This is a genomic window from Pleionea mediterranea, from assembly GCF_003148745.1.
Taxonomy (GTDB): Bacteria; Pseudomonadota; Gammaproteobacteria; order Enterobacterales; family Kangiellaceae; genus Pleionea; species Pleionea mediterranea.
On sequence record NZ_QGGU01000001.1, the window covers coordinates 251,499 to 267,152 of the forward strand.

A 15,654-nucleotide genomic window follows, 5' to 3' on the forward strand; every position below is an offset into this window, starting at 1 on the left:
TGCTTTTACAGCAAAGTGTACTTTATGCAAAAAAGATATATTGGCTGTTATTTAAACAACTTTATGTGATTTATAGTAATTATAACTTCAGTACACATTACTCCCACTCCTCTATAGTGCTTTTATATCACTGACTGTATGTTGTAGGACTCTTAAATCGTTAGGTTATTGTTTATACAACCTAGCCTGACACACCTTTTAATACTTTGATTTTGGCATTATTTACATTGATTTTTAGGACACAATCTTTTAAAAAGACACCAGCAATAGTTCTTATTGTGGGGTTAGAGTTTATAGCGTTTTTAAAAGGAAGCATAAATGAAAAGTTTAGGTTTAAAAGCATCGCTGATTTCATCGGCGGTTATTCTTGCACTGTCGGGGTGTTCCGACTCAAATAAAGATACAGCGCCAACAGCGAAGGATTTATCGCTGGCTAATATGAAGCAGTGGGTTGCAACCCCCTTTACTTTACCTGCTTCGGATGCTGACAATGATGATATGACCATCACATTCAGTGAGTCTGGCTCGCCGGTTAGTTCTCAAAATGGTGTTTATACATTCAGCCATGGCATGCTTGAGCAAACAGGTGAGTTAGCGTTTAAGTATGTGCCACTTACGGCTGAAGCGGGCTCTATAGATTATCAAGTTGAAGCCAATGGTAAAACTGCATCTGCACAAATTTCAGTTTCTCATATAGTGAGTGATCCTTTAGCCAACCAGCAGTGGCATTTACGTAATACTGGACAAAAGGCTTATGCGCTCAGTGATGAAATGAAAGCAGGTTTAGTTGAGTATTATGTTGCCAATTTAGGTTATACAGAAGAGCAAGCACAAGAATTAATGGATCAAGCGTTTGCTATAGAAGAAGAACGACTTGTGCCTGGCGAAGACATCAATGTGATGGAAGCATACGCACAAGGTGTAACTGGTGAAGGCGTTACCTCTGTTGTCGTTGACTCTGGGTTAGAAATTCGTCACGAAGATTTACAACCAAATGTTTTGGCTTATCGTTCGTTAAACTTAAACAGCGATGCTGTAGATCATACTGATCCAACAAACACGAGCAAAACAGGTGACCACGGTACATCTGTAGCAGGTCTTATTGCCGCAAAAGGCTGGAATGAAATTGGTGGTCGAGGTGTATCCCCCGATACTAGTTTGATCGGTATGAATTATTTAGGTGGTGGAGCAAAAGTTGATCAAACAGACTTTCTTGTTCACGGATTTCCCGGTAGTGGCATATCAACCGACGAAAATATTTCAACGTTTAATCGCAGCTACGGAATTACGTTTCCAACAGCGATTGCTTACTCAGAATTTGATGAAGCGGTTCAGTCCTATCCGGCAATGGTACTTCGAAATGGTAAAGGCGCATTAAACATTAAATCCAGTGGTAATGGATTTATTGACGGTGGACCCGAAGGTAGTTTATGCAGCGATAATGGCGCAAACGCACTAGGTTTAACCTGTTATGATGGCGCTTTTGAGCCAAGCCAGGCTCACCCATTTTACTTAAGTGTTGGTGCTGTTATTTCAGACGGAAGTCACACCAGTTACTCAACCGCAGGCGCAAACGTTTTTGTTTCGGCACCATCTGGTGAATACGGTCGTTGGTCTCCAGCGATGGTAACTACTGATTCAATGACGTGCTTAAATGGATATTCTGGATTCTTTGGTGGTCAAATTGCTGCCTGGACGAATTTTTATGGTGAAGCTTTTACACGCAGCCAATACCCGTTCAACTTCCCTGGTCATGAAGATAATGCACAGTGTAATTATACTTCAACAATGAATGGCACTTCATCTGCAGCGCCAAATACTTCAGGTGTTGTGTCATTAATTTTGTCTGCAAACCCAGAGCTAACCTGGCGTGATGTTCGTCATATCCTGGCTGAAACAAGCACACAAGTTGATGCTGATAACGCTCCTGTGATTTTGGATGTTAATGGCAGTGATTTTGTTGCGCATCAGGGCTGGATTGAGAACGCTGCTGGCTTTACTTTTAACACCCAGTATGGATTTGGTCGTGTTAATGCTGGCGAAGCAGTCAAAATGGCATTGAATTATTCAGAAAGTCTGGGTGATCTGATGGCTACTGACTGGATAGGTGAAGGTACTGTTGTTGGCGCAGCTTCTCTGGATAAAGATATTCCCGATAACAACGCAGATGGTGTTACTCATAGCATTGAAATAACGGATGAGTTGACTCTTGAAGCGATTCAGTTCCGCTTTGATGTAAGTAATGCAGAAATGCAGTTTGGTGATGTTAATGGTAACCAAACAACAGCTGGTACAGACTTGGCTATTGAAGTGACGTCTCCTTCGGGAACTCGAAGCGTTCTTTTAGCATCTAAACAGGCTCTTATGTACCCTGCGTATAGCTTTGATGCAGGTTTTCAGCCGGGTTATATCTTAAAAGATTCGGTTATGCTGTCAAATGCGTTTTATGGTGAGCCAACGGTTGGTACTTGGACAGTTCGTCTAATCGACACCAGTGATGCAAGCTTTGTTGCCAGCGATGGTGGAGATAATGGATTGGGTGTAATTGGTTTTGCCAATAATACTGTTCCAAGTAAGTTAGAAGGCGTTTCTATCCGAGCCTTTGGCCATAATGCACAGTAATTGTAATTAGGAGAATAAAATATGTCATTGAAGAAAACTGTATTGCTTTCTGCCAGCATTATGACTGCTTTAGCAGTGAGTGCTCAGTCGCCAACGCCATTGCTTGAAAGTGCACCTAAGAAAACTGTGAAGCAAATTAATATGGCTCAGCCTGACTTTGGTGGTTATAAAGTAGAGCGAAAACTTAAGTATGTGCCTGTTTCTCAAATCGGCCAGCAAAAAGTTATTAAGAAAACTCAGTCTATGGCTATAGTAGAAACAGCCAGTCAAACTACGGTTACTAAAAACACAGTCGTTCGTAATATTTTGACTGGTGAGTTAGCGCCTCTTTCTGGCAACATTAACGTGTTGTTAAAAGATGGTGTTACGGCTGATCAAGTAAGTTCGCAACTTGGGTTAACATTAGTGGTAAGTTACCCCAATACAAAACTAGCCGTGTTTAAAGCATCTCCTGATGCCGATGTGATTGAGGTTGCAGCTGCAATTAAATCATCCGGCTTAGTCAAAAGCGCTCGTATAGAAGTGCTTGAAACTATTTATCAGGCTGATTAAAGACTTTGTTTTTACAATAAAAGTTTGACCTTTAGGTCATTTGTCAGGCATTAGTTATATAAATGACTGGCGGTAAAAAGTCCGTTGATGAATAATCTTCGGACTTTTTATTTTGTTTCAATTTTATTTTCAAGAATTATGACTGTGAATTTATTTCTATTGATTCCATTTATCTGACCATCGCTTTATTCGGGTGGGATTCTATGATGTTCCGCACAATAATTCGCCATTCTTATATTTTTACTCAAATCAAAATTCTCATAAAAACTCAATGAAATAGAAAGGCTATACTTTCTAAGCTGTTGAAAGTTATATCGATTAATGGTGAGTTCAATGACATATCGGCTATTTATCTTAAAACTATTTTGGAGTCAGTACTAAAGTAGTATATCGGGCCAATGGTTAAATTCTCATGGTGTGAATTCTGTAGAGATTAATTCAGCAGCGATAACTTCAGAAGTGATGAATATTTTCTTGTTAACTATTTTGATATTGCTGCTTAAAACTAACCATTAAACAATAAGAGGGCCCATTATGAATGATAAAAAATTTAGCCCACACAGCTTTATAGTACTGATACTTTTTCTTGCAACTATTTCATTTGGTAAACTGGTGAGTGCTGGAAACTGGCAGCAGAATGTTTCCGTTGGTGGTTTCAATAATGTCCATATTTACACACCCAGTTCGCAATCGTCTATTGGTGATGGTAAGGCATTACTGATTGTACTTCATGGTTGTGTTCAGCCAATTAATAATTATTTAAATGCACAACTGGAAACAGCTGCAGAGCAATATGGAATGGTTGTGGCAGTACCCGATGCAATGAACAAGGCGGGATACAGTTGTTGGTCTTACTGGCAGGGAACAAAATCGAGAAACGCCGGTGATTATAAAAATCTAATTAATCTTGCCAATACTCTGTCGAATGATTCAGCGAGAAATATTGATCCGGATCAAGTTTATATTGCCGGTTTGTCCTCTGGGGCAAGCTTTGCTAATACCACCGCCTGTTTGGCTCCCGATGTATTTGCCGGTATGGGAATTAGTGCGGGACCAAGTATTGGCACCAGTTCAAATGGAGCTTTGGGCCCCTGCGAAGCGGCTGATGTTAAAGCTCGATGTGAAAGTTACGCGGGCAGTTATCAGTCTCATTTTGCAACACAAATTGCGTCCATTGGTCATGGCGATGCCGACACGACTGTGAACCAATGTTATAACCGGCAAAATGCCGAAGGTATGGCGGCTGTGTACGGTGTTGGTGAATTAAATGGTAGCCAGATTATTTCAGAAGGTTCGCGAACCGCTGATGAAACCTTATGGCAAAATGGTCGTGTATCCATGCTCTGGTTTAATAATCTGGATCATTCCTGGTCGGGCGGTCAGGGAGCCAGTGGTGATTACATCAGTGATGCAAGTATCAATTATGCCAGCTATCTTGGCGCGTTTTTTACTGCTAATAATCAGCGCGTTGATCGAAATCAGGGACCTGTTATTTCCAGTTTATCCGCAAACGATTACGGTGGTGGATTAGCGATCAGTGGTCAGGCGCAGGATGCAGAAACTCAGGTGAATTCCGTTTCGATTGCCATCTACTCTTTGAATACAGCGCCGCCTTCTCAAGTTGAAACTTTTACTGCGAGTTTAAGCAGCAATGGTAATTTTTCTGCCAATACCTCGGCGTTATCTGATGGTTTGTATGATGTTCGTGCCATAGCAACGGACGATCAATCAAAAGCGGGTGATGAACAATCGATAACCGCACGAGTGGGTCCCGAGCCTGCAGACACCGCACCGTCAATAAGTGATGTGATGGTGACGGTAACGGGTCAATGCGCTGTGGTTTCCGGATACGCAGTCGATGTGAATCAAAATCTATCTTCTGTTACGGTAAGTTTTTCCAATGGCAATATCGCGGCCGATATTAATGGTAATCAATTTTCTGCCGAGCAATGTCAATTACCCGGTGGTCAACAGCAAGCCACGGTAACGGCATCTGATACAACCAATTTGTCATCCTCACAAACAATAAGTTTTGAAGTGGATGCTGGTGTGACTGGTGATTACAACAAACACATTGAGCTGGGTCATATTAAATGGGGCGATGGTTATTCTGAATGTTACCTGGCATTTGGTACGGCTGAATTTACCATGCGTGAATACAGCGCCAGTAATAACCAATGTGAATGGATCGCTGATGGTGAACCCAGTTGCAATGGTCCGGTACAAGCTTGTCGTAACGGAGATGATGGTGGCGATCCGCCTGCTCAGGACGCAGATGGCGATGGTATAACGGACGCAAATGATAACTGCCCTAATCAGGCTAACGCCGATCAGGCGGACAACGATGGTGATGGTGTTGGCAATGTTTGTGATGCAACGCCAGATGGTGAGGTTAACTGTACCGATACTTCAACATCGAATTATTATCACGTTTCTGCAGGCCGGGCGACAACCAATGGTTTTTACAGTTACGCCAAAGGTTCTGGTGAAAATATGGGGCTATATAATATGTATACACAAACCACATTGCGGGAAATATCGCCGAGTTATTTTGAAATTGGCAGTTGTCCGTAAAACATTTTACGGTCACTGTAAAATCATCACCGACAATCAATACATAAAAAAGCCCGGACAATCCGGGCTTTTTAAAATAACAAAAGAAAAGTTATTGATTAAGGATAAACATAGCTTGCCTGAATACCTAATGGCAGGCCAATCCACCAGTAAATAAGCAGGAATATTGTCCAACCCACCATCAATGCAACGCTGTATGGCAGCATCATAGAAATTACGGTTCCAATACCGGTGCCTTTTACATAACGTTGACAGTAAACAACCACCAACGGAAAGTAGGGCATTAGCGGTGTCACAATGTTCGAGGTGGAATCGCCAACACGGTATGCGGCTTGTGTTAGATCCGGAGAAATGCCCAGTTGCATCAGCATGGGCACAAAAATAGGCGCTAACAAGCCCCACTTGGCTGAGCTGGAGCCGACAAATAAATTGACGATACCGGTTAAAATGACAATGCCAATGATGGTGACAGCGCTCGGTAATTGCATTGCTTTCAGTCCTTCGGCACCTTCAATGGCCATTAAAGCGCCTATATTGGATTTGCCAAACGCATCAATAAATAAGGCACAGAAAAACGCCATGACTATGTAGTAGGCCATGGAATTCATCGACTTGCTCATGGCACTAATCATATCTTTGCTTGACTTAAAGGTACCCGATAAAAAGCCGTAAACAGCGCCGGGAACGATAAATAACAAAAATATAAGCGGCACAATTGATTGCATAATTGGCGCACTAAAGTCGGCCAACTTGCCATTTTCTGCGCGCAAAGGCGAGTCTTCCGGATAGGCAGTAAAAAATAATAAAACCAGGCCTATAACCATGATACTGGTCGCAATAAGAAAACATTTTTTATCGTGAGAGGTGACTTCCCCAAACGCCGGTAATTCTTCTTCGTCAGTATCGATTTTAGTATTGGCCAAACGCGGCTCAACAATTTTATCGGTGATGTACCAACCGAGTAGAACAATAAACAAACTGGACGCTGACGTGAAAAACCAGTTATTTAAAGGGTTTATTTGTATACCCGGTTCGATAATTTGAGCGCCGGCCTGGGTGAAACTTTGCAGTAATGGGTCAATTCCTGATGGAATAAAGTTTGCGCTGAAACCGCCGCTAACACCGGCAAACGCTGCGGCAATACCGGCAACAGGATGACGGCCCATGGCATAATAAATAATGCCAGCTAATGGAATAACTAATACATACCCCGCATCGGTCGCCGTGTGGCTGACAATCGCAATAAGAATGATAGACGGTGTTAATAATGCTTGCGGTGTTACTTTAAGCATCATTTTTAATCCCGCATTAATGTAGCCGGAATGTTCGGCTACGCCGACACCTAACATGGCAACAAGAACTACGCCTAAGGGTGCAAATCCGGTAAAAGTTTTGACCATATTGGCCAGAAATGAGGCTAAAGCATCTCCGGTAAGTAAGTTGTTAATTTCTATGGCGCTACCCGTCCGTGGATCGATGGCGTCAAATGTCATTTGTGAGAAAATGGCCGACAGGATCCAAATGATTATCATAGAAAATAGAAAGATAATCGCGGGATCGGGTAATTTATTCCCAGCGCGTTCAACCGCGTTGAGCATCCGCATAATAAGGTTTGGTTTGGTGAGTTCTGACATGAATGCCTCCTAATTGCTCACTCTTGTGATAATTATCTGTGATAGTTTCCTGAAAAAACGAGCTATAACTTGCCATTAAACCGCTAAAAGCGCAATAGTTGAGAGGGAGGCAACAAACACTTAGTCAGCGGGATTGCTAAGCTGTCTAAATTTTCAACACTAAGTGTTATGACGAATACCATTACCGTAATCGCGCCGTTGGCGTGGTAGCTCACATCATTGGTATAAGTGGTATTGCCAAGCACCTTCGTTGGCTCGCCAAAAGCATTCGGGTAAAACGATATTGAGTTAAATCAAACTCTCTGACCCTTTTGATTCAGCTTAAATACTAAGTCCTTCTCTCCTTGAGTAAACGTTCGCTTTTGTCGTTTCATCAAAAATGCTCCTGCAAATCAGTATTGTAGTAAAACTGTTGCAGTGACCACTTGAATCTACAGTAGCCTTTTTTAAAATTTCTTTCTCAATTTCTAATTGCTTAATTCGGGCCTCTAACTTCTGAACTTTTCTCTGTTCGTCGGTAATCGCTTTTGCCCCAACTGGAGTCTCACCATGCTGCTCTTTATTCACCTGGTTAACCCAATTCCTAAGAGCAGCGTTACTTGCACCAGTTGCATCTTGGGCTTCTCGGTAAGTGTAACCTTGTTTCAATATTAAATTTACAGCATCTAATTTGAATTCTTGACTAAATGTTCTTCTTTTCATATTTAACTCCTATAGATTGATATATTATCATCTAAAAAGGAGTCCGGTTTTATTAAACCACTTCAATACCACCATCTCATCGTGTAAAATTTAAGCTTCAATTTATACGAAAAGGACATTTTTACCATGGGTGTATCGTCTTACTGTGTCAAATCGACAGCAACCATTAAAGAAAACAATATAAACGCCGCTTACAAAGCGCTGAAAGCACAATCTGGCGAACTCCAGCTATTCGCCGACGGCGATCTACAATTCGCCAACAACCTTCCCGGATTACTCGAAAAGCTCTCCATGGACTTCAACGTTAATAACGGCAATTTAGAATCCATCAGCTTTTACGGCGGCAAAGGCGACAACTCTATGTTTGTATGGCCTGCCCTCGCTCCGTATATTGAAAGCGGCAGCGAAATCATAATGGACCACGATGGTGAGCGCGAAATCACTACCTTTGAAAACGGTGAGTATTACACCGATATTGTCGATGAAGACTACTATGACGACGAAGAAATCGATGAAGCCATTGAGCAGATATTCGAAAAAGCAGAAGAACAAGAGCTGACCGTTAACGACATTAAAGAGCTGTGCCAACAAGAGGCAGGTATAAACTCAACAGATTACAAAGGTAATACTATCTTACATGCCGTTATCGAATACTATATGGACGAAGAAAACGCCGATAACTTAAATGATAACGTCGAAGCGCTAATCACAGCGATCCTTGATGCCGGTATTGACGTTAATCATTTAAACAATGAGGAAGAAAGTGTAATTTACCTAGCTCTCGAAAGAGCTGCTTATAAATTAGCACAACGCATATATGATCACGGCGTCAATTTTGACGATGCGGAAATTACAGGACTGCTCTGGTTGGCAAGCGACTCACACGATAAGCTAATGCTGGATTTTGTTACCGAAAAGAACGAGCCTTCAAAAAAGGCGATTACCAAGGCCTTTATTTGCGCGTGTGCTGGCCATGCCCATCGTGAAGAGAAGCAACCTTATATTGAATACTTCATCGAAAAACTAAACCCTGATGTAAATGCAGCGAGTGATACAAAGTTGTATTTTATGCTGGGTGATATGCGTAAAGGTGCCACACCATTAATGGCAGCCGCACTCAGTGATGATCCTGTACTGATACAAAAGCTGGTGAAATTAGGAGTGGAACCAAAGGCTGAAGACGACGCTGGGAATACCGCTCTGCATTATTGCAGCGGCCAAACATGGATTGGCGGTGACTGCAGTACCGCCTGGTTTGCAGCGAAAGGCAACCACGAATGTATTCAACATTTTCTGGAATTGGGTTTATCAGCCGGACAAAACAATAAATCGAATAAATCTCCTTATGAACTAGCACTGGAAGACAATCGAAAAATATTACCGGTTTTTAATGATTTTTTAACTGCGAAGGGAAAGCCGGTTCCGCAACTGGATTTTAAAAATTTAAATGGCGTAATTGAGTTTTCCAAAGACGGACAGCTGGCCTACCGACTCAGTTTCAAAGACGGAAAGTTCGACGGCAAACAACAACTGTTCCATAGCAGCGATGCTATTTGCGCCGAAATCACTTACCAGGACAACGTTCCCGTTGATTCCTATAAAGTATGGTCGAAAGATGGTACGCTGAATTTCGATTCGCAAATGGTTAACGGCAAATTTGATGGCGAGTATAAAGTTTACGGCCCAACCGGAGAGCTGGTTCAAGATGCAAAATATGTACAAGGTAGACTGAATGGTCAGGCATTGTTTTACGATGCTAACGGCGACTTATTAGCCGAAGGCAATTACAACAAGGGCCAAAAACATGGACGGTTTTTTATGACGGATAAAGATGGCAAACCACTGCTTGATGTAGAATTTGAAAACGATGAGTACAAATCGAAAGAAGCTGAACAGAAGAAAGAGAAAAAGAAAGGCGCTGGTTTGATGGATTTGTTTACCGGCATGTTCTCCAAAGAGGCCATGCTGGTAGAGAAAATTGAAGAAGCCTTTAGCCCATCGAAAAAAATGTTTTATCACAAGCCCCAAAAGCTATTAGAAATTTATAAAATGACTCAGTTGTCATTGTTGCAAGAGTAAGAGCTAAATGAATTAGGGCATAAGAAAAATTTACGGATAAGAGATAATTAAGCAACAAAAAAGCCAGCAACTGCTGGCATTTTGTCTTTAAAATATTTTTATACAGTTAATTAGCAAGGTAGCCTCGATTAACAATCGAGGTTCTTGTGCTCATTCTGAAATTATTTGCATGATGCGTTAACTTACTTTCAATCATCAATCCAGCCTGAAAAAACTCGATTACGCGAAACAGACCGCTAATCGAGACTACACAAAATATAAGTGTAAGGGGCAAGCCTAGTTTGTAATGTCCCGAGTGACCAGCATCTTCATGCATTATATTTGCCGCTTGTCTACCAACTTCGACCTGTATGCTAGCACGTATGCTTTTGCAGCTTGCTTTCTTTGTTTGTGAACTCATATGCTTTATGTACGATTTTTGCTGCGATTACAACAAACTGAAGCCACTCACCGACTGGATCCACAAATTTATACGGATTATTATTCACATACGTGTTGCGGTTAAACGACATTACCGGATTTTTAGCGGTATAACCTACAGGAGCATTCGAATAAAACCGCTCAATGATGGGAGCATAATACAGCGCCTGCATATAGTTTAGACCCGTTTCAGAGTCAAATAGATGCCCGGTATAGCCTACATCGTCTTGAGCAGTGCCAATGGTTTCACCATAAGCACGGTAGAAGATTTTTGCGCCAGATAACGACTTGTTCGGGTTGGCACCCCAGCTATAGACACCGAGTTCAAACGGTTCGTTGCTCCAACGGCGTGATACCTCATAATAAGGTAATTCAATTACATAAGATAAAAATAAGCAGTGTGTACAGTGATACTCAATCGGTTATGGTTAGTAAGGTTAACTCTCTGATACCATCGGATGAAGCAAAGCAAATGAATAAACAGGTGTGATATGAAAAGTCATTTTTACGCGTATATTAGTAAAACTCGTTGGTTGCAACGTTGGGGATTAAAGCGCAATGTTGTCACAGAAAATGTAATGGAACACAGCTGGGAAGTGTCAACTATTGCTCATGCGCTGGCATTAATCAAAAATAAGTATTTTGATGGCGATCTGGATGTTAATGCCATTGTGGTGGCTGCTTTGTATCACGATTGTGGTGAAGTGATCACTGGCGACATGCCATCGCCCATTAAATACCATTCACCAGAAATTACTCGGGCTTACAAATCCATAGAGCATCAGGCTGAAAAAGAATTACTGGGATTGTTGCCCGAAGAACTGCAGCAGGAATTCAGTTCGGTACTGGTTCAAGCCAATATACCGCAGCAGCATCATCGCATAATTAAAGCCGCCGATACCATTTCTGCCTACTTAAAATGTCAGATGGAGTTGTCCTCGGGCAATCAGGAATTCGCCAAAGCGGCAGAGAGTATTAAAGCTAACTTGGATAAACTGGATCAGCCAGAAGTTCATCACTTTATGACTGTGTTTGCAGAAAGTTACGCACTAACACTTGATGAATTGCTGACTTAACACTACTCATAATTGTAAAAGTCTTTACAATTTCAGCTGTGAAGTTGTTTGCCAATATCTAACCGTGATTAAAGGTTGTTCGCTGTTAAAGAAAAGCCGGCAATAAGCCGGCTAAAGTTGCTGATGAGGTCTGTTTATAATAAGCACGTATCTAATTAGAAAAATCACTGGTTTAAAAAGTTACTAATTAAATAAGCTAATACTCAAGTTGCTAATATACGAGTTACTAATAAACAAGTTGTCATTAAACAGTCAGGACCAAACTTTATTTAATGACCCAGCTCAGCAAAAAAACAACCAAAACCAGGGAGATGGCAATGATCATCGGTAAGTTTTGCGGTTTCAATAAAGGGTAAATCAAACGCTTGTAAATGATTAAGCGAAACGTCACTGGTTAATTTTTTTGAATCGATCGTTTCTGATAAATTAATTTTTTGCGGCTGCTCCGATAAATTAAACAGGATCACTAATGTTTGCGCTTCGCTTTTTCGCAAAAATGCCAGTATGGGTTCTGCCGTATCAAAAAAACTAATATCGCCATTAATTAAAGCATCTTGCTGTTTACGCCAGTTTAAAAATTGACGATAGGCGTTTAATACACTGTTACTGTTACTACTTTGTTGTTCAACATTCAACGCGAGGTGTGCATCGGCAACCGGAAGCCAGGGTTTAGATTGACTGAAACCGGCAGCATTCTGAGTATTGTTCCAGGGCAGGGGCGTTCGGCATCCATCGCGACCTTTAAAGTTTGGCCAGAAGGTGATGCCGTAAGGATCCTGCAGCTCATGGTATTCGATTTCGGCTTCCGGTAACCCCAGCTCTTCGCCCTGATAACTGCATACAGAACCTTTTAGTGAACCCAGCAAAGCGGTAAACATTTTTGATTTTTGATCGGTAATACCCTGATGCTTGGCGCTTTGCGCCCAGCGAGACACTACTCGGGTAACATCGTGGTTGCTGATTGCCCAGCAAGGCCAGCCTTCCGTCATTTTTTGTTCTAATGTTTCCACCGTATGTCGAATGTAATGGGCGGAGTAATCATTGGTTAATAACTCAAAGCTGTAGCCCATGTGCAGCCGGTTATTGCCAGAAGTGTATTCCGCCATGGTTGCCAGTGAATCTTCCGATGAAATTTCACCCAGAGCAACGGAGCCAGGGTAACGATCCAGCAAGGCTCTTATCTGTTCAATGAATTTAATATTTTCTGGCTGAGTGTTGTTGTAATAGTGGTATTGAAAAGCATAGGGATTGTCTTCACTAAAGCCTCGTCCGGTTCTATCGGCTTCGGCTTTTGCTGGGTTATCCCTCAGCTGTTTATCGTGAAAACAAAAGTTAATGGCATCCAGCCTGAAACCATCAACGCCACGTTTAAGCCAGAACTCAATATTTTCCAGAGCAGCTTGTTGAACATCCGGATTATGAAAATTTAAATCGGGCTGACTGCTTAAAAAATTATGCAAGTAATATTGTTTGCGTCGTGGCTCCCATTTCCAGGCCGGGCCACCAAAAATCGACAACCAGTTATTGGGTTGTGTGCCATCATCTTTTGCATCGGCCCAAACGTACCAGTCGGCTTTATCATTGTGTTTGTCTTGACGGCTTTCGGTAAACCAGTGATGTTGATCGGACGTGTGACTTAATACCTGATCGATAATCACTTTAATATTGCGGGCATGGGCTTGTTCAATAAGCTGGTCAAAATCGGATAAGGCACCAAAGATAGGATCGATATCCCGATAGTCGCTGATGTCGTAGCCAAAATCTTTCATTGGCGATTTAAAAAAAGGTGATACCCAAATAGCGTCTACACCAAGTTCGGCAATGTAATCCAGCTTTTCAACAATACCAGGAATGTCACCAATGCCATCGCCATTAGTATCCATCATACTTCTTGGGTAAACCTGATAAATGACAGCGCCGCGCCACCATTGTAAGTCAGACATCGAGTCGGTCCTCATCCATACGATCCGCGTATGATTTTTTATTAATGATGGGTTGAGTCTAAAGTTCAACCTGAGTCTATCTAGATAAACGGATCGCAATTACTGCGTTAATCATTCAAGCATACTGTAAAGCTGAAATTTAATTCAAATGCCTACATACGTATGCATAGAAAAAACATCAATAATGTTTCGAATATTGATATTTTGAAACGATCGTCGGAAGGTTGAATACGTATGCAAGATCGGACAATGCTGCATTTTTACCTTTTAACTGGTTCAGCAGCCCTTTATATTGGCATTATTGTAATTAAATAATGATTATTGCTATTGCGTCAGGATAAGAAGAGTTGTTGCAATGATCTAGGTTGGAATGATCCAGATCTTTGCAAACACCTTCGTTGTGAGAATACAGAGCTATTATAATGACAATAAAAAATGAAACGCCCTCGGTTACATCAACTGTCACACCAGCCATGAAGCCAAGCTTGTCGTTCTGGCAAATTTGGAACATGTGTTTTGGTTTTATTGGTATCCAGTTTGGTTTTGCACTACAAAACGCCAATGTCAGTCGAATCTTTCAAACACTGGGTGCCGACTACAGCAATATGGCGATTCTTTGGGTGGCGGCTCCAATTACAGGGTTAGTGGTTCAACCGATCATCGGTTATCTTGGGGACAATACCTGGAATAAGCTGGGACGTCGTCGACCTTATTTTCTTTATGGCGCTATTGCTGCCAGCCTGTCGTTATTTATTATGCCGAACTCACCAACACTCTGGGTTGCTGCTGGCATGCTGTGGATAATGGATGCTTCGATTAATATTTCGATGGAACCGTTTCGAGCCTTTGTTGGTGATATGCTGCCAAGAAAGCAGCGGCCTCTCGGGTATGCATTGCAAAGCTTTTTTATTGCCGTGGCCTCTGTGGTGGCGTCGTCTTTGCCCTGGATGATGACAAACTGGTTTGATGTATCCAATACTGCCGCCGCCGGTGAAGTGCCCGAGTCTGTAAAAATTGCATTCTATGCCGGTGGCGTGGTTTTCTTAATCGCCGTGTTATGGACGGTTGTTTCTACCCGGGAATATTCACCAGAGCAACTTGAGGCGTTTGAAAAAGCGGAAACACAACTGGACGATCAAGACAGTGAACTGGCGGGAACAAGAAGCAGTGAAGCTTATATACGTGGTGGATTAATCTGGTTGGTTATTGGTGTTGTTGCCTCGCTGCTGATTCATTTTAATATTGAACGGCTCGATAACAGTTTATTTATTTTATCCGGTGGATTTATTGCTTTTGGTGTGTGCCAACTAATTGCTGGTGGGTTATCGGCGAAAAATCACCTCGAAAATGGATTTTCTCAAGTCATGAATGATTTATTTCATATGCCTGAAACCATGAAAAAATTGGCATTTGTGCAATTTTTTTCCTGGTTTCCATTTTTTGGTATGTGGACTTACACCACATCAGCGATTACGTCGTATCATTATCAAACCGATGACACCACTTCTGCACTTTATAATCAGGGCGCTGACTGGGTCGGCGTGTTGTTTTCAACTTACAATCTGGCTTCGGTTGTTGCGGCGATTATTATTCCATTGGTGGTGCGTTGGTTTAATTTGCGTATTGCACACATGATCAACCTTACACTCGGTGGGTTGGGCTTTATTGCATTTTTACTCATTAAGCAACCGTCCATGTTGATTTATCCCATGATTGCCATTGGCTTTGCCTGGGCGTCTATTTTATCGGTGCCTTATGCACTGCTATCGAATGCGGTGCCGATTAAAAAAATGGGGCTGTTTATGGGTATTTTTAATTTCTTTATTGTATTACCGCAAATTCTGGCCGCCAGTATATTAGGCTTCTTAATTACCAAAGTTTTCGACAACCAGCCGATTTACGCATTGGTAATTGGTGGCTTTAGTATGTTATTAGCAGGCATTCTAACGCTGCGGGTTAAAGAGCCGGTTATCGAGTAAAATAATTATTTTTAATCTGTTCGAAAAACATTTCTTTTTAACAGCACTTATCTCGCTGAGTGCTGTTATCTCT

General features: G+C 41.8%; 10 protein-coding genes. 6 read left to right on the forward strand and 4 right to left on the reverse strand.

Features of this window, described 5'->3' with window-relative positions; all coding sequences use genetic code 11:
* Positions 1-318 precede the first annotated feature (318 nt).
* The 3 genes from C8D97_RS01060 (at position 319) to C8D97_RS01070 (ending at position 5,748) form a co-directional block, all read left to right on the forward strand.
* Positions 319-2,622 (forward strand): S8 family serine peptidase, encoded by a 2,304-nt coding sequence (locus tag C8D97_RS01060; RefSeq protein WP_109761485.1) that lies wholly within the window; start codon positions 319-321, stop codon positions 2,620-2,622.
* Positions 2,623-2,643: 21 nt separating this feature from the next.
* Positions 2,644-3,174, forward strand: a complete 531-nt coding sequence (locus tag C8D97_RS01065; protein WP_109761486.1) for a S8 family serine peptidase — start codon at positions 2,644-2,646, stop codon at positions 3,172-3,174.
* 534 nt (positions 3,175-3,708) lie between these two features.
* Positions 3,709-5,748 carry an extracellular catalytic domain type 1 short-chain-length polyhydroxyalkanoate depolymerase gene (locus tag C8D97_RS01070; protein ID WP_109761487.1) on the forward strand — a complete coding sequence of 680 codons (2,040 nt, stop codon included), beginning with the start codon at positions 3,709-3,711 and terminating at the stop codon, positions 5,746-5,748.
* Between the two features lie 98 nt (positions 5,749-5,846).
* On the opposite strand, the gene C8D97_RS01075 is transcribed toward C8D97_RS01070, so the two are convergent.
* Complete coding sequence (locus C8D97_RS01075) at positions 5,847-7,382, reverse strand: AbgT family transporter (protein WP_109761488.1); 1,536 nt, start codon at positions 7,380-7,382, stop codon at positions 5,847-5,849.
* Between the two features lie 321 nt (positions 7,383-7,703).
* Positions 7,704-8,084 (reverse strand): transposase, encoded by a 381-nt coding sequence (locus C8D97_RS01080; RefSeq protein ID WP_109761489.1) that lies wholly within the window; start codon positions 8,082-8,084, stop codon positions 7,704-7,706.
* A gap of 126 nt (positions 8,085-8,210) precedes the next feature.
* On the opposite strand from C8D97_RS01080, the gene C8D97_RS01085 reads away from it, so the two are divergent.
* Complete coding sequence (locus tag C8D97_RS01085) at positions 8,211-10,163, forward strand: hypothetical protein (protein WP_109761490.1); 1,953 nt, start codon at positions 8,211-8,213, stop codon at positions 10,161-10,163.
* A gap of 353 nt (positions 10,164-10,516) precedes the next feature.
* On the opposite strand, the gene C8D97_RS18555 is transcribed toward C8D97_RS01085, so the two are convergent.
* Positions 10,517-11,002, reverse strand: a complete 486-nt coding sequence (locus tag C8D97_RS18555) for an RHS repeat-associated core domain-containing protein (protein WP_210204819.1) — start codon at positions 11,000-11,002, stop codon at positions 10,517-10,519.
* Between the two features lie 72 nt (positions 11,003-11,074).
* Between C8D97_RS18555 and yfbR the strand changes: the two genes are divergently transcribed.
* Complete coding sequence (yfbR, locus tag C8D97_RS01095; protein ID WP_109761492.1) at positions 11,075-11,659, forward strand: 5'-deoxynucleotidase; 585 nt, start codon at positions 11,075-11,077, stop codon at positions 11,657-11,659.
* A gap of 269 nt (positions 11,660-11,928) precedes the next feature.
* On the opposite strand, the gene C8D97_RS01100 is transcribed toward yfbR, so the two are convergent.
* Entirely contained in the window at positions 11,929-13,602 is a 1,674-nt protein-coding gene (locus C8D97_RS01100; RefSeq protein ID WP_109761493.1) for an alpha-glucosidase family protein, read from the reverse strand.
* A gap of 422 nt (positions 13,603-14,024) precedes the next feature.
* Here C8D97_RS01100 and C8D97_RS01105 point away from each other — a divergent pair, with 422 nt between their 5' ends.
* Positions 14,025-15,581, forward strand: a complete 1,557-nt coding sequence (locus C8D97_RS01105; protein WP_210204805.1) for an MFS transporter — start codon at positions 14,025-14,027, stop codon at positions 15,579-15,581.
* The last annotated feature ends 73 nt before the right edge of the window (positions 15,582-15,654 follow it).